This window comes from Vibrio sp. B1Z05 (assembly GCF_052955985.1).
The window spans coordinates 2,136,620-2,157,208 of sequence record NZ_CP130463.1; the positions used below are offsets into that span (position 1 = coordinate 2,136,620).

Genomic DNA, 20,589 nt, shown 5'->3' on the forward strand with positions numbered 1-20,589 from the left:
TTTTAAAGCTTCTTTTTAAACACAAAAAACCCGCTATGTAACATAGCGGGTTTTGTTATTTAGAATCCGTTTATCGCAACGCTTACATTGTATAAGTGTAAGGCGCTTGAATACCTAGCGGGATACCCAGTGCCCAGTACGCGAGCAAGAACACAGTCCAACCAACAAGCATGGCAATGGAGAATGGCATCATCAGTGACGCAAGTGTACCAATACCCGTATTCTTCACGTATCGCTGACAGTACACCACCACCAGCGGGAAGAACACCATCAATGGTGAGATGATATTCGATACTGAATCACCCACACGGTACGCTGCTTGAGATAGCTCAGGAGAAATGCCTACCGCCATCAACATAGGTACAAGGATAGGACCAATCAATGCCCACTTAGCTGATGCTGAACCCACCAGAAGGTTCACAAATGCGGTCAGTAGAATCATGCCCACAACTGTCGCTTCACCTGGCAGATTCATCGCTTTTAGACCTTCTGCGCCATATAGCGCTAGCATAGTGCCTATGTTTGATTGACCAAATGCCACTAGGAACTGAGCACAGAAGAACGACATTACCATGTACGCGCCCATTGTGTTCATGGTTTCAGACATAGATTTAATTACGTCGTTGCTGCTTGAGAACTTACCTACTACACGACCATAAACGATGCCAGGGATGATAAATAGGATAAAGATCAGTGGCACAATCGACTGCATGATAGGGGCTGAGAACGCAGTAATTTCACCTTCTGGCGAACGTAACGCCGAGTTTTCAGGCATGATAGCAAACACTAATAGTGCTATACCTGCCATCATTGACCAGCCAGCATATTTAAATGCTTTTGACTCAAGCTCTGTCATAGAACCCAAATCAGGCGCTTCTTCTGCATCTTCATCAACATTTGTTGTGGCGTTTAAACGCGGTTCGATAATGCGCTCAGTCACAAACCAACCAATAGCAACAATCAATACCGAAGATAGACCAGTAAAGTAGATGTTAGCCAGTGGGTTAACAATATACTCAGGGTCTAATACGTTTGCTGCAGTCTGCGTGAAACCAGCCAGTAGCGGGTCGATACCAGAGGGAATAAAGTTAGCAGAGAACCCCCCTGATACGCCCGCAAACGCTGCTGCAATACCCGCCAATGGATGGCGACCTGCCGCATGGAAAATGATACCGCCTAATGGGATAACTAATACATAACCTGCATCTGCGGCTGTGTGAGACACAATAGCCACTAGGATCAGCATTGGCGTTAACAGTTTTGCTGGCGTAAAGCTCAGCATTTTTTTCAGGCCAGTAGTAATAAAGCCTGAAGAGTCAGCAACACCTACACCCAGCATTGCCACTAAAACGATACCTAGCGGCGCAAAACCGGTAAAGGTTGTGACCATATTAGCTAAGAAACTGGCTAACGCATCACCGGTTAAAAGGTTAGTAATTTCAAGAGGATTACCAGTGCGTGGGTTAACTAAGTCAAAAGAAACATGCGATAGTAAGGCTGAAGATACCCAAACTATAATTAATGCCCAAAAGAATAAAATTGCGGGATCAGGGATCTTATTACCTGCTTTTTCAATCAGGTTTAAGAAGCGATCCATACCACCTTGTTTAGGTGTAGCTGCATCAGCTAATTGGTTGCTCATTGGATTACCACCGTATCAGGTTACAGAAATGTAAAACCGTTAAATATAGGTCTTATTTTTATTAAGGCGGGCATTCTAACCAATTAGTCAGACAAAAACAGAATCTAAGTTTGCAAAATGTGCTACTTAGCGGAAGTTTTGCATATTGAAAACAACTGCAATACAAATAAAAACACAGGCACAAATAAACAAAAACAGAATAGTAACTTTTTATTCACTTGCATTCACCTCACTTATGAGTTTTATCTCATAAGGAAAATTTACCATTAACAAAAAACACACATTTCTATTATTTGAATGCGACCCAAGTAGATAAGGATAAGCTCTGCTGACGACGCCATGGATCAATCCAACTGGCTGAAACTGTAATATGCGTACCCGATATTCCTAGCGATGAAACTGCATATTTTTTCTGACTGGATATTTGAAACTCTGCTATTTGTAGAGTGCTACTGGCGTGCTCATTTTCGAGCGCTATGCTCTCACCTGTTAATATTTCTAATCGGTGTAACTCTAGCCTGTTCTCAACAACATTTAATACTTGTAGACTTTGCTCAGCGAATTTGACTTCTCGCTGTATAAATACGCTACCTTCTATCAGCAACACAGACAACAGCGAAACCAAGGCGCTGGCGGTAAGCACCTCTAATAAGCTAAAGCCGGCTTGCACTTTAGATGCGAAATTAGAAATCACGCCAACTCCCTTGAAGCCAACTTCGCTTAGCAAACTTAACTCTGGCCTCTTGCAGGCTGTACGTATTTTCAAGCACCAGCAATTCGGCTTGGCTTGTATCCATAGGTTCAGCAAGATGCAGCTGTAATCCTCCATCAATGCTTAACGTCCCTTGCATAACCACAGTTTGTGTAGACTCTGTTTGTTGCCAAATAGCCAATATTCCGCGCAATGTACCCGAAACCATCAGCTCAATAGAGTCACCGACAAACAGTAAGTTGAGCGGAGCTTGCTGAGATCTAGCAACAACTTGTTGCCACTGCATAAGATTGATAGCGCAACTGCCTTCTATCACGATATCTGTACTGGCGGTTTGGGTTAAATAAGTCAGCAGCTCACTGCCGCAGGTTTGTTTGGATGTCACCTCTAGAGTGCTCCCCCACCGCGGCTGTAATAATGCAATATCGTTATAAGCATAAAATGACAGTAATGCCGAAGGCTCAACTAAGCTCGAGGTTGCGGTAAATGCACTATCAAGAGCAAAGTTACTTATCACGGCGTAGTCTTGATCCATATCGCCAAATTGAATAACGGCACTGGTGGCAATGCTCTCTTTATGCGCTTCAATTTTATATTGATTAGCAGCTTGTTGTGGCTCAATTACAACCTGCACTTCAGCGTCATTATCACATTCGTTGTTAGGTAAGTTTTGTATCACGCTTAAATGCATAGCCTGACAATTGAGCATGGATTCCAACTCCCAATCCAAACTAGCTCGTCTTTGATACATGTAAGACTGCCCACTTAATGCGTTAGCAAGATAGCGAGCGTTATCCAGCGCCAAAAAGCCTAATACAAACAACAAACTTAAAACCGTTAACAGCACATAACCTTTATTCGAGTGCATTGCTTTGCTCGTCAGTCGAGAATTCAATATTGCGCGAAGCAACCAGCACCTGATGAGTTACAGAGGACTCGCCTTTAATTGCAATGCCGTATTCAATATCAATCAAGTGTTCAGCGGAACCTAAGCCTGTAACGTCCAACTGCCTAAAAGAAAGAAGTTTGTCATTTAGCATCGAGTAATTGATATTTTCTGAGCAGGTTTGCGCGAGAGGTTGCGGTGCGTCAGTAGAGTCTGCGCAGTATTTGAGTTTGTATTGCGCAGCGTCACGCCAAATCAGTATTCGGCGATAACCTCCTTGTTCATCTTGATAACCCAGCCCCAACTTGGATGCTTCAATATAGGTCGATTCCAACTGCTGATACCCCGCACGACGGACTTCCCCGCGTAAATAGCTGGCAAGATAGTGGCTTTCTATAAAACGTTGTGTGTGCTTAATTTGTTGGGCTAGTAATTGTTGTTGATGGACAAGTAAGGTGCACACCGCGACCAATAGCACGCTTGATAACCCTAAGCTCAATACGAGTTCAAGTAACGACAGCCCTTGCTGACAGCGATAAGTTACAGTGCGGGGAGAACATACGGAATTAACACGCTGGATAACCATAGGCTCGCTCCTCAATTGCGCAGATACGCATTCGGCCGGTGATATCGTGGAAGATAACTTTAACTCGTGGTTCGTCATTGAGCCCAATACTGATATTGCCATTACCGTAAGGTCTGCCAGTTACGCCACTAAAACGAAGCGTGCTAAAAGTAGTGCTAATAAAGGTGCCAGCAAGAGTTTGCGGATGAATTGCGCCATTGAACAATGACTCTGAATTACGCTCGCTACTATCTGTGTGTAGCGCAAATAATTGCTGCGAGTTAGACGAGGCGGTATGCAGCCACAGATCTTTTTTCATGCCATACGCACTATCGCTGGCGCTGGTTAATAATCCATGCACTTGAGCGGCGGCGGCTTTTATTTTTTGCTGTGCGAGTTGCTCGGCAATCGAAGATACTGTCCATTGCCCTACTATGCCGAGCACAAGGCAACACACTAAAACCTCTAATATTGAGAAACCATAAGATGCTGTTTTCATCTGCCAAGCGTAGTGCATAAGCCTTAGCAATTATTGATGTAGCCAACGCCTTTGGAGGGAACTCGCAAGCCGTCATACTTTTATAGACGATTTTTAGGCACAAAAAAGCCAACACTAGGTTGGCCTTTGTTTGTACGCTTTTTACTGCCAGCTATTACTTTTAATTAGCTAGTCAGGTCGTCAAAGAATTTCTTAACGCCATCGAAGAAACCTTTCGATTTAGGCTTATGCTTGTTGGCAGCATCACCGCCACAAGACTCTTCAAACTCTTTAAGCAGTTCTTTTTGACGAGCATTTAGCTTCACAGGTGTTTCCACCACTAGCTTCACAATCAAGTCACCTTGTGGACCGCCACGTACGCCTTTCACACCTTTACCACGCATACGGAACATACGACCCGTTTGTGTTTCCGCCGGTACTTTTAGGCTTACTCGACCATCTAAGGTTGGTACTTCAACTTCGCCACCCAGAGCGGCCATAGTAAAGCTAACAGGGACTTCACAATACAAGTTGCTGCCATCACGCTCAAAGATGTGGTGCTCTTTAACATGTACTTGTACATATAAGTCACCGGTTGGAGCGCCGTGCTCTCCCGCTTCACCTTCGCCAGAAAGACGAATGCGATCGCCAGTATCAACACCGGCTGGGATCTTAACGTTAAGTGATTTAGTTTTGTGCTTGCGACCTTCACCATGACATGAGTTACATGGATCTTTAATGATCTTGCCTTTACCATGACAGGTTGGACACGCTTGCTGAACCGCAAAGAAGCCTTGACGCATTTGTACTTGGCCGTGACCATGACAAGTGCCACAAGTTTGCGCAGAAGAGCCTTTCTTAGCACCTGTGCCATCACACACGTCACAACCGACTAATGTAGGAACTTCAATTTCTTTCGAACAACCACGAACCGCTTCTTCTAAAGTCAGCTCCATGTTGTAACGTAAGTCAGCACCACGTTGTGCGCGTTGTTGACCACCGCCACGACGGCCGCCACCAAAGATATCGCCAAACACATCACCAAAGATATCGCCGAAGTCACCGCTACCGCCGCCGCCAAAGCCGCCGCCACCGCCCATACCACCTTGTTCAAAAGCGGCATGACCGTATTGATCGTAAGCTGCGCGTTTTTGAGAGTCTGTTAGAATCTCATACGCTTCTTTCACTTCTTTAAACTTCTCTGCCGATGCTTCATCACCGTGGTTTCTATCCGGGTGGTATTTCATCGCAAGACGTTTATAAGCTTTTTTGATATCACGCTCAGAAGCATCTCGGGCTACGCCAAGTACTTCATAAAGATCACGTTTAGACATGTGTTTCGTCACCAATTTGTTTACTGTAAACGGAGAGACCGTTTAGTGTTTATATCGATATAGATGGCGGTTCTAGGTTCTAGGTTCTAGGTTCTAGGTTCTAGGTTCTAGGTTCTAAAACTATCATCTATAGCGACAACGCTTTTACAAACAGAAGGGCGTTAAGGTTTCCCTAAACGCCCAACTTCAATATTGAAGAGCAAGCTTTCCCGAGTGGGAAACTTTACTAAAGAGATCGCTATTTAATTATCTATCGTTAATCAAGCGTCGACCTCTTTAATCGGGAAGAATTATTTCTTCTCGTCTTTCACTTCTTCAAATTCAGCATCAACTACGTCGTCGTCTTTCGCTTGCTCTTGGCCTGCATCAGCACCTTGTTGAGCTTGAGCTTGCTGTTGAGCGATTTCCATTAGCTTTTGAGCTGCTGTCATAAGCGCTTGAACTTTAGCGTCGATAGCTTCTTTGTCATCGCCAGACTTAACTTCTTCTAGCTCAGTGATTGCTGCTTCGATCTTAGTTTTCTCGTCAGCTGGAAGTGCGTCACCCGCTTCTTCCATTTGTTTACGAGTACCATGGATCAATTGGTCAGCTTGGTTACGAGTAGTTACTAACTCTTCGAACTTTTTGTCCGCTTCTTTGTTAGCTTCTGCTTCTTGTACCATTTTCTCGATATCGTCGTCGCTTAGGCCACCAGACGCTTGGATAGTGATTTTTTGCTCTTTACCAGTTTGTTTGTCTTTCGCTGATACGTGCAAGATACCATCCGCATCAAGATCGAATGTTACTTCGATTTGAGGCATACCGCGTGGTGCAGCTTGGATACCTTCTAGGTTGAATTGACCTAGAGATTTGTTGTAAGACGCTTGCTTACGCTCACCTTGAAGAACGTGGATAGTTACCGCATTCTGGTTGTCTTCTGCTGTAGAGAAAACTTGGTTCGCTTTAGTTGGGATAGTGGTGTTTTTCTCAACTAGCTTAGTCATTACGCCACCCATAGTCTCGATACCTAGAGACAATGGAGTTACGTCAAGAAGTAGTACGTCAGTAACGTCACCCGCAAGTACACCACCTTGAACTGCAGCACCCATTGCTACTGCTTCATCAGGGTTAACGTCTTTACGTGGTTCTTTACCAAAGAACTCAGTTACCTTAGCTTGAACCATAGGCATACGAGTTTGACCACCTACTAGGATAACATCAGTGATGTCGCCTACAGATAGGTCAGCATCCGCTAGAGCAACTTTTAGAGGCTCAAGAGAACGTTGTACTAGGTCTTCAACTAGTGCTTCTAGTTTTGCACGAGTCACTTTAACGTTCATGTGCTTAGGACCAGTCGCATCAGCGGTAACGTAAGGTAGGTTTACGTCAGTTTGAGTAGTAGAAGAAAGCTCAATTTTCGCTTTTTCTGCTGCTTCTTTAACACGTTGCATCGCTAGAGGATCGTGTTTAAGGTCGATACCTTGTTCTTTTTTGAACTCGTCAACCAAGTAGTTGATCATACGAGTATCAAAGTCTTCACCACCAAGGTGTGTGTCACCGTTAGTTGCTAGAACTTCAAAGGTTTTTTCGCCTTCAACTTCGTCAATCTCGATGATAGAGATATCAAAAGTACCACCACCAAGGTCATAAACTGCGATAGTGCGATCGCCGCCTGACTTGTCTAGACCGTAAGCTAGAGCCGCTGCTGTTGGTTCGTTGATGATACGTTTAACATCAAGACCTGCAATACGACCCGCATCTTTAGTTGCTTGACGCTGTGCATCGTTGAAGTAAGCAGGAACTGTAACAACAGCGCCAGTTACTTCTTCACCAAGGAAGTCTTCTGCAGTTTTCTTCATTTTTTTCAAGATTTCAGCAGATACTTGAGGAGCAGCCATTTTTTGGCCTCTTGCTTCTACCCATGCATCACCGTTGTCAGCCTTAACAATTTTGTAAGGCATGATTTCGATATCACGCTGAACTTCTTCATCTTCAAAACGACGACCGATAAGACGCTTGATTGCAAATAGCGTGTTCTCTGGGTTGGTTACCGCTTGACGTTTAGCAGGCTGACCAACCAAAGTTTCGCCGTCTGTGTAAGCAATAACAGAAGCGGTTGTACGCTCGCCTTCTGCATTTTCGATTACGCGTGGTGCGTCACCGTCTAGAACTGAAACGCATGAGTTAGTTGTACCTAAGTCAATACCAATGATTTTACCCATCAGGCTATCTCCAAGAATTTAATTATCTGTTTCTTTATACCCCATAAGTGGGGATGATTGGCTTGGTTTCAACCCCAAGCCTAAAATTTTTTAAAAGCAGTTAGCTTATGATTAATTGCTCTGCACCATAGATAGGGTCTCGATTCTATGTTTCAAGACTTCATGCAAAAAAAAACAAAAAAAGAGGCTGAAACAGCCTCTCTTATTGAGTTTAATCAATCGAAATTGATTACTTAGCAACCATAACCATAGCTGGACGAACTACGCGACCATTTAGCTCATAACCTTTTTGTAGAACAACAGTAACCATGTTGCTGTCGTGATCTGGGCTTTCAACCATAGACACTGCGTTATGCAGTTCAGGGTTAAACGCTTCACCTACAGGATTAATTTCTTTCAGGCCGTTTTTAGACACAACATCAATAAATGATTTATGCGTCATCTCGATACCTTCAAGTACTGGCTTAATCACCTCGTGCTCAGCATCTGCCGCTTCAATAGCGCGCTCTAGGTTATCAATAACTGGTAATAATTCTTCTGCAAACTTGTTGATCGCAAATTTACGAGCTTTAGACATCTCTTGCTCTGTACGACGACGCATGTTCTCAACTTCAGCTTTAGCACGAATAACGCTATCTTGCTGCTCTTTCAAACGTGTTTCTGTTTGCAGTAAAGCGGCTTCTAATTGAGCAACTTTAGATTCTTCAATCTCTTCGGCTGTCTCAAAATACCCATCAAGATCACCGTCATCACCGATAATTTGTGCTTCTTCAGCTGCGTCTTCTGCAACTTTTTCCGCTTCGTTCACCGCTTGCTCTAGTTCTTCTTCGTTAATCTTATTTTCTTTATCGCTCATGATTTCTCCGACATGGGTACGCTAATTTCTGAAAGTGCTATTATTTTCACAGAAATGCCCCCATAAAAATTAGCATCTAAATTCAACTTGCCTTTATTATGGGGATCATCGTTTCTGAATCAAGCCTAACCAATTATTTTGGGACTAAAATGAGTAACCAGTTCTCTACAATCGCTATTTTAGGTAAACCTCGCGACATCAGTGCCACCCAGACTCATAATGAGATCTACCATTGGCTTACTGAGAAAGGTTATCAAATCCTGATTGATGATCGACTTCAAGATCTTATGCCTGAGATCGACGACGCCGTATTTTGCAACTTAATGCAAATAGGTAAAAACGCTGATTTAGCTATTGTAGTCGGTGGTGATGGCAACATGCTAGGGGCCGCTCGTGTGCTTTCTCGATTTGATATTTCTGTCATTGGCGTCAACAAAGGTAACCTTGGCTTTCTTACCGATTTAGATCCTGAAGACTTTAAAGGCCCCCTTGAAGAAGTATTGGCCGGCCAGTATATAAAAGAGCAGCGATTTCTATTAGAAACAGAAATTCATCGCCACGGCTTAATCAAAGGTCAAAACTCAGCCTTAAATGAAGCAGTGCTTCACCCCGGACAAGTTGCGCATATGATTGAATTCGAAGTTTATATTGATGATTCCTTTGCCTTTACCCAGCGCTCCGATGGTTTGATTATATCCACGCCCACAGGCTCTACCGCCTACTCACTCTCTGGCGGCGGCCCTATTTTATCCCCAAGTTTGAACACGATTTCTTTAGTACCTATGTTCCCACACACGTTATCGAGCCGACCATTAGTTGTGGATGGAAACCGACAAATTAAACTGGTGTTGGCGCCGGATAATCGAGGTACACAAGAAGTCAGCTGTGACGGTCAGGTATCTTTACCTGTAGAACCGGGCGATGAAATTCATATTTATCGTAGCGATAATGTACTGCAACTGATTCATCCTAAAGACTATAGCTACTACCATGTTTTACGAGAAAAATTAGGCTGGTCAAGCAAACTTTTTTAATTAACAGCAAAAATTAGCAAAAAAATTCACCACCTGACTTTACTGTATGTAAAACCAGTATATACTGTTCCTATATACAGTGTTTCAGTCAATGGATTTCCGTATGCTTGCTCATCTAAGTGTTAATAATTTTGCTATCGTAAAATCACTACAAATTGAACTTCAGTCCGGTATGACAACCATCACTGGTGAAACAGGCGCCGGTAAGTCTATCGCTATCGATGCCCTAAGCCTTTGTTTAGGTAGTCGTTCCGATTGTTGCATGGTGCGTCAGGGAGAAGACAAAGTCGATCTGTGCGCCAGTTTTATGGTTGAAAACAACCTAAGTGCTCAGCGTTGGTTAGAAGACAATAAACTTGCCGATGGTGGTGAATGTATCCTGCGCCGAGTAATTAGCAAAGATGGGCGCTCACGTGCTTTCATTAACGGCAATCCTGTTCCTGTCTCTCAACTAAAAAGCTTAGGGCAAACACTGGTTAGCATACATGGACAACATGCTCATCATCAGCTATTGAAAAAAGAGTACCAACTGAACCTTCTAGACCAGTATGCCGGCCATCAACACCTAATGCAGCGCGTTCAAGCGCATTACCAAACATGGCGTCAGGCGGATAACACACTCAAACAAACGATCAAAAATGGTCAACAGAATCTGGCACAAAAACAGTTACTTGAATATCAAATCAATGAACTTGATGAGCTAGCCTTATCTGAAAATGAATTTTCTGAACTAGAAGACGAGCACAAGAAACTGTCTAACTGCGGTGAACTTGTCTCTCTTAGTCAATTAAGCCTAGAGCTTATCACTGACAACGACGATACCAATGCCAGCACTTTACTGCACAGCGCTATGAATCAAACCCAGCAGTTGAGTGAGCTAGATAACAACCTCTGTGGTGTCAATCAGATGCTAAACGAAGCTTTGATTCAAATAGAAGAAGCATCCAGTGAGCTTAGAAACTACCTCGACTCTATAGATATGGACCCGATGCGCATGAAAATGGTCGAAGACCGTTATTCTCTGGTCATGTCTCTAGCTAAGAAGCACTTAGTATTGCCAGAAGATCTTTATCAGCATCATCAAGATTTAGCCAAGCAAATTGCCATGCTAGATTGCTCTGATGAGCGTATTGCACAGCTGCAATCAGATGTAGACAACAGCCATGCAAAATACCTGAAAAGTTCTGAAAAACTGAGCACTTCACGTAAGCGTTATGCCAAAGAACTCAATAAGCTCATCTCACAAAGCATGCATCAATTGAGCATGGAAAAAGCGCAATTTGATATTTGTATCAATAGTGATGTTACCTATACCTCTCCTCTGGGCATCGATGATGTAGAATACTTAGTCTCGGCAAACCCTGGTCAACCATTGCAACCTTTAGGAAAGGTGGCATCGGGTGGTGAGTTGTCGCGTATCTCTCTAGCCATTCAAGTGATTACTGCGCAAAAAGTTGAAACGCCAAGTTTAATTTTTGATGAAGTCGATGTGGGGATTAGTGGACCGACGGCTGCCGTTGTTGGACAAATGCTAAGAAAACTAGGGGAAAGTACCCAGATCCTTTGTGTCACTCACCTACCTCAAGTGGCAGGTAGCGGGCATCAACAAATGTTTGTGGCGAAGAAAACCAAAGCAGGCACTACCGAAACTCAAATGTTTACCCTAAATACAGAACAACGTGTTGAAGAGCTTGCTCGATTATTAGGTGGTAGCGAAATCACATCCACAACACTGGCCAATGCCAAAGAGTTAATGGCGGCATAAAGGGAACTCATCTAAATATTGGTGGTCAATAATCATGAAAACTTGGGGAATGTCATGTTTTGCGTGCTCAATAATGGACAATCCCCACTCTCATGGCTGTTTCCCTATACAAGCAGGCTTAGCTTGTTTATTATCTGCCAAGTTTTATTTAGAAGTTAAAGACCTGATTATATGCAGTTTAAAAAATGGTTAATCGCAGTCCCACTAGCACTTTCAATGCTAACGGGCTGTTCTATATTAGAGAAATTGGTGTATCGAATCGATATTAGCCAAGGCAACTTTGTCGAACAATCGGCTGTGGATAAACTGCGTGTAGGCATGTCTAAAGAGCAAGTTCGCTATGTACTCGGCTCTTCTATGTTGATAGAAAATGGTAAACCAAACAAATGGTACTACATCTATCACTTCACTAAAGGGCATGAAGAACCAATACAGAAAAACCTGTTTGTTTTCTTCGGTGCTGATGATCGCTTAGAACGTATTGAAGGTGACTTTAGCCCTGGTGCTAACTTTAACCAAGCGATTCAATAGCCGTCATATTGAATACAAAGAAGGGGGAGCATTTAATGCTCCCCCTTCTGCTTTTTATCACTAATTTTACTTGGCGGATTTTTCTGCGGCCTGTTGCGCTCGCTTACGTCTAATCTCTTTTGGATCGGCAAGCAATGGGCGGTAGATTTCAATACGATCTTTATCTCTCACCACAGCATCAAGCTTAATGTTTCGGCTAAAAACGCCGACCTTATTCACGCTAAGATCAATCTCAGGAAACAAAGTTAATAAGCCTGAGCGTTCAATAATCTGCTCAACCGTTAATTCTTTGTTTACCACCAGTGACACAACGCGTTGATCATCTGGTAACGCATAAACTACTTCTACATGAATCATATAAAATTAATACTCATAACACGGGTATATTTGCTTAGCTCTTTGAGTAAAAGCGCTAACCATATTAGATGTTAACTCATTAAATATTTTACCAAACGCCATCTCAATCATGCGACTTGAGAACTCAAATTCAAGTTTAAGTTCAATCTTACAGGCGCCTTCATCTAAAGGGGTAAAGAACCAATCACCTTGTAAACGTTTGAACGGGCCATCCACCAAATTCATTTCGATACGACGGCCAGCATGCAACACATTATGAGTGGTAAAGGTTTTGCTAATGCCTGCTTTTGCAACATCAACAGACGCCACCATTTTATTCTCATCAGCCTCTTGGACATTAGAACCAGAACATCCAGGCAAAAATTCAGGATAGCGCGCGACATCATTGACCAAATTAAACATCTGCTCAGCGCTAAACGATACCAATGCTGAACGGGTCACCTGCGGCATAACTACTCCTCAACTACTAAATCACTAATTTTTCAGACCTTTACTCAAAACCGAGTAAAAAGAATTTCCCTATAATAAGGCAATACGTATAATGAGCCTATTATGGCAAAGAAAAAATCAAAAACCAAAGCGACTAGTAATACTATTGCGCTAAATAAAAAAGCCCGTCACGAGTACTTTATCGCAGACGAGCTTGAAGCTGGCCTAGAGCTCCAAGGTTGGGAGGTAAAATCTCTACGTCAGGGTAAAGCAAATATCGCCGAAAGCTACGTCTATTTAAAAGATGGCGAAGCCTTCATTAGTGGTATGAGCATTATCCCGCTTAACCAAGCGTCTACTCACATAGTAGCTAACCCTACTCGTATCCGTAAGCTTCTGCTTTCGCGTAAAGAGCTAGACAACCTTTTCGGTAGCATTAACCGAGACGGCATGACCCTAACAGCACTCTCTCTGTACTGGTCACGCTCGTGGGTTAAAATCAAAATCGGCGTAGCTAAAGGTAAAAAGCTGCACGACAAACGAACCGATCTTAAAGATAAAGACTGGGCGCGCGATAAAGCACGAGTTATGAAGAGTAAACTGCGCTAATATTGAGCATACAGTCAGCATGGTGCTAGACAGACTAGTCTTTTCTGGTACTATGCAAGAACACTAGGGGCTGATCTAGGATTCGACGGGAATTCTGAAGTCTGAGGTGCATGTCGTGGGGCGGTTGGCCACGTAAAAAGCCGCAAAAAAATAGTCGCAAACGACGAAAACTACGCACTAGCAGCTTAATAACCTGCTGAGAGCTCTCTTACCCTAGCTTCCGCTTTTAAGACGGGGACCAATAAGAGATCAAACCCAAAAGAGCTAGCCCGGATTCTCCCGCCTGAGAGATGAACGGCGAATTATAATTCAGGATAGTCATTTACTAGCGTGTCGGTTCGCAGGTACTTGGTGAATTTAAAGATCGACTAAGCATGTAGTACCAATGATGAATGATTTTCGGACGCGGGTTCAACTCCCGCCAGCTCCACCAATCGATTGGAACGGGACACCTCAGGGTGTCCCGTTTTTTTGTATCTAAAGCATTGTTTTACATAGTATTAGAATCCTAATTCAACTTATCTTATCCAACCCAGACCCGCTCCCTTTGTTCCTCGTTGCGTTCCCCTCTACTCATTGCTAATTTCTTGGGAGGATTACCCTAGAGCTACCTCCTACCTTTCTGATACAAAAATCAGTTCGAAAATTTTCAAAACCTATTCAAATCATCACCTTTTCTCATAACTAAAGTAGTAATGATTACTTTAGGTTACAACAACCTTTAAAATTTAGATTTGTGAGTAATTAAAGTTACACAATTTGAAATTCAGCACCTTTATGAGTAAAATAGTGCACATAAAGATCTGGAGATAGCTATGGAATCACTCACTATACAAGCTTACATACTAGAGCAATGGACTGATATAGCTTGTGTTACCTTCCCTAAAAGTAATGAAGGTAACTTTATAACCACAGAAGTTCATTACCTAAACGAATATGCTATAGAAAACTTCGAGAAAGATGACAACCATGCCGTTTCACTTAATCACCCTGTTAATTTCTTCTTTGATGATAAAGGGCGCTCAGGGTGGCAGAGGTTTCTCGATGACATAATGCCGAGTGGAGCAAGTAGGCGGTACTGGGTCAAGCAACTTGATATTGGGGATCTAGCTATTGACCAGCAAAATTTCATCCTTTTGAAGTATGGAACTATCTCTCCAGTTGGTAATTTGAGAATAAAGGAATCATTACCAAAGCGGACTGAAAAATCAGATTCACTGTCCTTTGCCCTTAATGATGTAATAGATAGAGCTAGTGATTTTTTAGATTACGCACAAGAAAGGGGGGCTGCCGCTGGAGGTGCGACTGGTGCAGGAGGTGAAGCTCCAAAACTACTACTGCGTTACTCCCAAAAGGGGCGAATCTGGATTGACAGTTATCAAGATGACGTTACTAATCAAGATTTATATTATCTAGTAAAGTATCCGCGAGGATCTAGAGGGAAAACTGACAGCAATATTTTACGAGCTGAATATTATTACTATCATGAGTTAACAAGCATGGGAATAGATACTATTCCAATAGAATCGATGCGATTAGAAGAAGGCGAGAATTACCCTTCTCTCTGGTTACCAAGGTTTGATATCTATGTAGGTGATAAGCAACACATGCAGCGCTATGCCATGGAGTCGGTTTACTCAGTTTTAAATAAAGGACCAGGTAGCCTTCTTGACCATGAGGATACTATTAGACAATTGATTGATAAAATTATAAATAGTCATATGGTTACTGAACAAGGCTATCAATTTAACATCCAAGAATTTGTTATTGAATGGGTAAAAAGGGACTTACTCAATATCATATTTGGCAATAGCGATAACCATGGAAGAAACACATCTTTCATCAAAAAAGAAGGTTTTATCAAACTTGCTCCAGTCTATGATTTTGCTCCAATGAAAGCAGACCCTGAAGGGATACCTAGAGCTACCAAGTGGGAATCACCTTTAGAGGTAGGAGGTGAGTATGATTTTGACGGTATCGCGACTTCACTGTCAGATTTAGTTCCTAAAGAGACTCTATTAAAAGAACTTAAAGTGCTTGCGCAAAACTGCCTTACTTTAAAAGAAAGGTTAGAAGAAAGAGGAACACCAAAGCAGATTTTGGATATGCCTGGTATAGGTATGGATTTCATTGCGGCAAAACTTGGTAAATGGGGGCTGATATGAGTTCTAACACTGACAGTTTAAGCCGATTAGATCGGCTTTCTCTAAACACTTCGGCAGAATCTGTGCATGATGCAATCTCCCGACTTCGTTTGAATAAAGAACACTTAAGTACGGCAATTACAATACCAAAAGAGCATGCTCAAACCTCGATTGGTCAGATTGAAAAAGTGGCAAAGCGTACGCCTAAAAACGTACAACCAATATCAGTATCAGAAAGAAAATATAAGATAAATAGAGTTATTAGATCGTTGCTTATGAACGAACTAACACAAGGATTAGCTCTCAAGGAGCTTAGGATAAACGTGTTAGGTGTCAAACAAGATACTTTTGCCAAAATGGTTGGGGTTTCCAGAAAAACTATATCTGAGATTGAGAATGATCGAGGTACTTTCAAAACTGATATTCTCGATAAAGTATTCAAGCCGTTTGGACTAAAAGTAGGACTAGTACCTGTATCGACTAACCTACTAAATTCAGCACTTAGCAGCCATGACGACTAAATGTTGAGATATAAACAAAGCTTAAATTTTGATGTTATTATTCAATAGACCATTATGAGTACGATCCATTACATTAAAGGTGAAAAACCTATTTAGTGAGTAGTTTTAGTTACACAGATAAATTTTTAACAATGATATATGCTGCTTTTATCAAGCGAGAAAAAATCATTAGATTTTCAGAAAAAAGATACAACCAGTTCGGTTGGCTTTAATTCTAATAGGAAAGCATATCGAAATTAAAGCTAACCAAATTACCGAGGCTGTAACAGATTCTGTGTAATTGCCATTTAGTTAATGTGCTTTTCGAGACGTTCCTCGAACTCGATAATAAACCGACTCATAGCCTGACGCCAGTTTTGAATGGGCATCGTCCATTTCTTGCTGGCGTCTTTGATCGCTAGGTATACCATTTTCGTTGCAGCCTCATCGTTTGGGAAGATCTTCCGCTTTTTTAGTGCTTTACGTATCACGCTGTTGAGAGATTCAAACAAATAATGAGAGCAACGGCATTCTTGATGAAGAAGATTGGTAATATCGTAATTTCCCAAGTGTATAAAATCAAAAATCAACATTTTAATGCGCATATAAAACAACCTTTACCACACTTTTATGCGCATAAAAGTGTAAGATAGAAACACAAATAAGCGCATTAATATGGTAGAGTGAGATTAAGCGTAACCAAAAATACGGGCAATATGGTATGAAGCGATCAATCTTAGACAAACTGCTGAGTTGGAAAAATAAACCATCAAGAAAGCCACTCTTGATCGATGGTGCCAGACAGACGGGTAAAACTTATCTGTTACAGGAACTACTAGGTCAAAATTTTAACAAGGTGATAAGAATTGATTTCTTAGAAGAGCCCCAGTTCAGAGAAGCATTTTCTAACTCTCTAAATCCTGACGATATCATTACCAATATTGAACTATTAACGGGAGAGGTATTTGACCTCGCCACTGATCTACTGATCCTCGATGAGATAGGTGAGTGTCCAAAAGCGGTCACTGCCTTGAAGTATTTTGCCGAAAAAGCACCCCAAGCTTATATCGCGGCAAGTGGCTCTAACATTGGCTTACTTACATCCTTTCCTGTCGGTAAGGTTGAACAACACAACTTAAGACCATTAACGTTTAAAGAGTTTCTATGGGCAAGTGAAGAAAAACCACTCATTAAAGCATTTGAGCAGCAAATGAACTCTGAAGTTGCGCATACAAAGCTATTCGACCTGCTCACTGATTATTACTTTGTGGGTGGAATGCCTGAAGCTGTTGATGCATGGTTTACTCATTCAGACAGAAGTATCATTGAACGAACGGAGCTTGTTTCAGACGTTCACAGCAACTTAATTCAAGGTTACTTACGAGACTTTGGCAAATACTCGGATAAAGTCGATGCCACACTTATAGAGTCCGTATTCAGAAACATTCCTTCACAGTTATCGTCAGTATTTGATGATTCAGTAAAACGTTTCAAGTTTAAAGGCGTCCATCAGCGTAAATCTCGATATGCTGAATACGAAAGTGCCATTACATGGCTACATAAATGCAGGCTAACCTTGAAGAATTACCCTATAGATGGGCAACCTAGATCGCCCTTATCAGCCTATCAAAAAGAGAATGCTATAAAGCTGTTTCTATTTGATGTAGGACTACTTAATCACATGCTCGCGACAAGTTACCGTGAAATAAAGCAACAAGGGTACGAATACAAAGGCTACGTTGCTGAAAACTTTGTTCAACAAGAACTTGCAGCACTAGGCTACGAACCGACTTTTTCATGGGGGGATGCTAGAGCTGAGATTGAATTTGTTATTGCCGATGAAATTGGTCGTATAATTCCTATAGAAGTAAAGAGTGGCAAAAGGACTCGTGCTAGGTCACTGCAATCCTATATAACGAAGTGTAAGCCACACAAGACAATCAAGCTAACAGGAACACAAGGCTCCAATGCACTAGAGCAAGATAATGTTGTAATGCCTTTGTATTACACACAATACTTGAACGACCACCTTAAGGTTCAGATAGAGAGTTAGCCATACTTTATTACATCATGCTATATGGAGGCACAAGTTGGTGGAATTGGAACAGATAGATCAGGTGCCATGATGTTCTTATCCGAAGCTGTTTATCAAGTTCAAACTGAAACCTCTTTCAGCCCAATCGATGATAGTGAATTAATTAAGAAGCTATCTGACCCTGAACTTTGGTATTTAGATGTATGGGAAGGTAAACCAAGACTACCAGTATCGGGGGGGCAATCTAAGCTAAACGTTTTATCTATCGATGGAAACTTAGGGGTTGGAGAGGTTGAGCTATGCTCAACTCATATTGTGAAGTTCGAAAAAAAATGACCACCAACACCTTGTCATAAATGAATTTATGACAAGGAAGTTAGCGAAGCTAATTGGACTAGATGTTGCTGACGTTGAATTGCGATATTTTGACCAATTTTCAGCCTTAATTCTAGGATTTTATCTTTATCGAAGTCATCAACACACAAAATAGGATAATCAGTCCTCCAAACAATTGTATTACACTCAAAGATTCGTCAAGCCAGAGCATCGCGAACGCTGCTCCGAATAATGGCTCACTCCCCATCAATAAAGAAACACGTGTCGGCGAGGTTCGGCGGACAGCGTAATTCTGTACGAAAAATGCAAACAGCGTGCAGCACAACACCAAATAAAGCAGGATCAACCAAAATTTTGGCTGTTCAGGCAGAATCAATTGATTCACAGGCAAATAGATACTTGCTACTAACAATGTGACTAAAGCAACCGTTAGTGATTGTAAGGAAGTAAGCGTACTTGTGGTGATTGATTTACCCTCGATTAAGCATTTAGTTGTCGTAACCATTATTGCCCTCAATACTGCCGCACCTAAAATAAAGTAATCACCGACATTTAAGTTATATGTATTGCTGGGTTGATAGGTAAGCAAGAAAACACCCAACACACTAGCAAAACTCATCCCCCATAAAAGTAACGACACCTTTTTCTTGTTGATTAATAGTTCTGCAAATGTCGTAAAGATCACCGATAAGCTAATCAAAAAAGCGGCATTAGATGCTGATGTCTGTGATACACCAAAAACTTCGCAAAAGAAGATCGCAGATAAAACCAAGCCTGTGGGGATAGCAACTTTCCAATCTCTATTAAGATCTTGCTTAAAGTCCCTTATCACAACGGGTAGCATCACCAGAAAGGTCAACAAAAAACGTAATATGATAAAAACTAAAACGCTAGAATAAGCTAATGCCTCCTTAGTTAGCCCGTAACTGGTTCCCCAGAAAATCGCAACTAGAAGTAACATTGGCTCAGTAAATGATATGGTATTTCGCTGTTCTCGAAGTGATTTGACTAGCATTCCTCATCTTCCTTTATCTATTGACGGTATCAGTATCCGAAACTAACCTCAGAAGAACAATCCATTGAATGTGCAAAGGAATTTTGCGTTTTGAACATAAATCAGATGATTTCTTTGCTGCCAGAAATGGCTATTTTTGTTCATGTTGCTGAGTCTGAAAGTTTCTCCAGTACCGCTAAGTCTTTAGGAGTAGCACCTTCATCTGTGAGCCGCTCTGTCACTCGACTTGAAAATGCTCTAGAGCAAAAGTTATTGCATCGCACCACCCGAAAAATGCGCTTAACCCATAAAGGCGAGGAAATTTATCATATCTGCCGTGACATAATGAAAAGTGCAAAGCTTGTGACAAATGCAGTTAAATCAGACAATGCAAAGATTAGTGGAGCTTTGAAAGTTGCCGCGCCAAAAGCGCTTGCTAAACAAGTTTTAATGCCTGCCATCCTAGATTTTATGACACTGCACCCTAATGTGGATTTTCAACTCAATGTCACAGACCAACCTATTGATTTAATTCGTGATGATATCGATTTACTGATTCATATTACTGATACTCCCATTGAGGCAATGGTAGGAAAAGTTTTAGCGGAATGCCGATTAATTATGTGTGCTAGCCCAGCGTATATTACTCAATATGGCGAACCTCTATCCCCACAGCATCTACTGAAACATAATTGCTTATGCCTTGGTGAAGATCTTAAAGATCGCAATTGGAAGTTAACTTCGTCTAGCCAAACTTGTTCTATTAATGTGGAGGGAACGTTTCATGTCAATCATAGTGAAATTCGAAGAGAAGCAGTCTTACGTGGTCTAGGTATTTCCATTTTCCCTGAGTTTTCTATTCAGCAATATATTCATTCTGGTGAGGTAGTGCCTTTATTAAGTGACTGGCGTATCAGTGGTAATTACCAAGGTGAGATTATCGCGCAGTATCCACAATCAAAATATTTACCGACTCAATTAACGCACTTTGTAAAATATTTAGTGGAGTATTTTCAAAGAAAAAATAGTGAGAAAAATCAACCCTAATTTAAACTATTTATTGCAAGAAAGCTCTGGCAAGCTTAAAGCTAACCCCTTTCACATACTATAGCCAAGTCACTTTGTAGCATTAGCAAAAATGGTAAACTGAAATCAGGGTAAATTAATCTAAATCGGGTTTT

20 protein-coding genes, 1 other RNA gene and 1 pseudogene are annotated in these 20,589 nt (G+C 41.7%); 10 read left to right on the top strand and 12 right to left on the bottom strand.

What is annotated here, in order from left to right; all coding sequences use genetic code 11:
• Positions 1–82: 82 nt before the first annotated feature.
• The 8 genes from QV280_RS09685 to grpE form a co-directional block, all read right to left on the bottom strand.
• On the bottom strand, positions 83–1,642 hold the full coding sequence (locus QV280_RS09685) for an AbgT family transporter (protein ID WP_152819544.1): 1,560 nt from the start codon (positions 1,640–1,642) through the stop codon (positions 83–85).
• Positions 1,643–1,931: 289 nt separating this feature from the next.
• Positions 1,932–2,336 (bottom strand): prepilin-type N-terminal cleavage/methylation domain-containing protein, encoded by a 405-nt coding sequence (locus QV280_RS09690; RefSeq protein WP_172972775.1) that lies wholly within the window; start codon positions 2,334–2,336, stop codon positions 1,932–1,934.
• Positions 2,326–3,222 carry a hypothetical protein gene (locus QV280_RS09695; protein WP_172972774.1) on the bottom strand — a complete coding sequence of 299 codons (897 nt, stop codon included), beginning with the start codon at positions 3,220–3,222 and terminating at the stop codon, positions 2,326–2,328. Before QV280_RS09695 ends, QV280_RS09690 begins: the two co-directional genes overlap by 11 nt.
• On the bottom strand, positions 3,209–3,826 hold the full coding sequence (locus QV280_RS09700; protein ID WP_152819542.1) for a hypothetical protein: 618 nt from the start codon (positions 3,824–3,826) through the stop codon (positions 3,209–3,211). Before QV280_RS09700 ends, QV280_RS09695 begins: the two co-directional genes overlap by 14 nt.
• A complete protein-coding gene (locus QV280_RS09705; RefSeq protein WP_152819541.1) occupies positions 3,807–4,304 on the bottom strand; it encodes a hypothetical protein in 498 nt (165 codons plus the stop codon). Before QV280_RS09705 ends, QV280_RS09700 begins: the two co-directional genes overlap by 20 nt.
• A 164-nt stretch (positions 4,305–4,468) precedes the next feature.
• Positions 4,469–5,617 carry a molecular chaperone DnaJ gene (gene dnaJ / locus QV280_RS09710; RefSeq protein WP_023403839.1) on the bottom strand — a complete coding sequence of 383 codons (1,149 nt, stop codon included), beginning with the start codon at positions 5,615–5,617 and terminating at the stop codon, positions 4,469–4,471.
• Positions 5,618–5,907: 290 nt separating this feature from the next.
• A complete protein-coding gene (dnaK, locus tag QV280_RS09715) occupies positions 5,908–7,818 on the bottom strand; it encodes a molecular chaperone DnaK (RefSeq protein ID WP_023403838.1) in 1,911 nt (636 codons plus the stop codon).
• 229 nt (positions 7,819–8,047) lie between these two features.
• Positions 8,048–8,674: a nucleotide exchange factor GrpE gene (gene grpE / locus QV280_RS09720; protein WP_023403837.1), complete on the bottom strand. Its 627-nt coding sequence runs from the start codon at positions 8,672–8,674 to the stop codon at positions 8,048–8,050.
• Positions 8,675–8,823: 149 nt separating this feature from the next.
• Between grpE and nadK the strand changes: the two genes are divergently transcribed.
• The 3 genes from nadK to QV280_RS09735 all read left to right on the top strand — a co-directional run bounded on the left by nadK (position 8,824) and on the right by QV280_RS09735 (position 12,004).
• Positions 8,824–9,708 (top strand): NAD(+) kinase, encoded by an 885-nt coding sequence (gene nadK, locus QV280_RS09725; RefSeq protein ID WP_023403836.1) that lies wholly within the window; start codon positions 8,824–8,826, stop codon positions 9,706–9,708.
• A 103-nt stretch (positions 9,709–9,811) separates the two neighbouring features.
• The gene (gene recN, locus QV280_RS09730) at positions 9,812–11,473 is read left to right on the top strand and encodes a DNA repair protein RecN (RefSeq protein ID WP_152819540.1); all 1,662 of its coding nucleotides are present in this window, start codon (positions 9,812–9,814) and stop codon (positions 11,471–11,473) included.
• 171 nt (positions 11,474–11,644) lie between these two features.
• On the top strand, positions 11,645–12,004 hold the full coding sequence (locus QV280_RS09735; RefSeq protein WP_023403834.1) for an outer membrane protein assembly factor BamE: 360 nt from the start codon (positions 11,645–11,647) through the stop codon (positions 12,002–12,004).
• 66 nt (positions 12,005–12,070) lie between these two features.
• Here the strand turns inward: QV280_RS09735 and QV280_RS09740 are convergent, their stop codons facing one another.
• Entirely contained in the window at positions 12,071–12,361 is a 291-nt protein-coding gene (locus QV280_RS09740) for an RnfH family protein (protein WP_023403833.1), read from the bottom strand.
• 6 nt (positions 12,362–12,367) lie between these two features.
• Positions 12,368–12,811, bottom strand: a complete 444-nt coding sequence (locus QV280_RS09745; protein WP_023403832.1) for an SRPBCC family protein — start codon at positions 12,809–12,811, stop codon at positions 12,368–12,370.
• A 102-nt stretch (positions 12,812–12,913) separates the two neighbouring features.
• Here QV280_RS09745 and smpB point away from each other — a divergent pair, with 102 nt between their 5' ends.
• The 4 genes from smpB (at position 12,914) to QV280_RS09765 (ending at position 16,064) form a co-directional block, all read left to right on the top strand.
• Entirely contained in the window at positions 12,914–13,399 is a 486-nt protein-coding gene (gene smpB, locus QV280_RS09750) for an SsrA-binding protein SmpB (protein WP_021712131.1), read from the top strand.
• A 66-nt stretch (positions 13,400–13,465) separates the two neighbouring features.
• Positions 13,466–13,832: a transfer-messenger RNA gene (gene ssrA, locus QV280_RS09755) on the top strand.
• A gap of 382 nt (positions 13,833–14,214) precedes the next feature.
• The gene (locus QV280_RS09760; protein ID WP_152819539.1) at positions 14,215–15,564 is read left to right on the top strand and encodes a type II toxin-antitoxin system HipA family toxin; all 1,350 of its coding nucleotides are present in this window, start codon (positions 14,215–14,217) and stop codon (positions 15,562–15,564) included.
• On the top strand, positions 15,561–16,064 hold the full coding sequence (locus tag QV280_RS09765) for a helix-turn-helix transcriptional regulator (protein WP_152819538.1): 504 nt from the start codon (positions 15,561–15,563) through the stop codon (positions 16,062–16,064). Before QV280_RS09760 ends, QV280_RS09765 begins: the two co-directional genes overlap by 4 nt.
• Before the next feature lie 287 nt (positions 16,065–16,351).
• On the opposite strand, the pseudogene QV280_RS09770 reads toward QV280_RS09765, so the two are convergent.
• Positions 16,352–16,549, bottom strand: a pseudogene (locus QV280_RS09770) (transposase); the annotation flags it as partial.
• 215 nt (positions 16,550–16,764) lie between these two features.
• Here QV280_RS09770 and QV280_RS09775 point away from each other — a divergent pair.
• Positions 16,765–18,096, top strand: coding sequence for an ATP-binding protein (locus QV280_RS09775; RefSeq protein ID WP_152819537.1), 1,332 nt, complete (start codon positions 16,765–16,767; stop codon positions 18,094–18,096).
• A gap of 69 nt (positions 18,097–18,165) precedes the next feature.
• Positions 18,166–18,414 (top strand): hypothetical protein, encoded by a 249-nt coding sequence (locus QV280_RS09780; RefSeq protein ID WP_253912494.1) that lies wholly within the window; start codon positions 18,166–18,168, stop codon positions 18,412–18,414.
• Positions 18,415–18,526: 112 nt separating this feature from the next.
• On the opposite strand, the gene QV280_RS09785 is transcribed toward QV280_RS09780, so the two are convergent.
• Positions 18,527–19,429, bottom strand: a complete 903-nt coding sequence (locus QV280_RS09785) for a DMT family transporter (protein ID WP_023403825.1) — start codon at positions 19,427–19,429, stop codon at positions 18,527–18,529.
• A 90-nt stretch (positions 19,430–19,519) separates the two neighbouring features.
• On the opposite strand from QV280_RS09785, the gene QV280_RS09790 reads away from it, so the two are divergent.
• The gene (locus tag QV280_RS09790; protein WP_023403824.1) at positions 19,520–20,455 is read left to right on the top strand and encodes a LysR family transcriptional regulator; all 936 of its coding nucleotides are present in this window, start codon (positions 19,520–19,522) and stop codon (positions 20,453–20,455) included.
• Positions 20,456–20,589 lie beyond the last annotated feature (134 nt).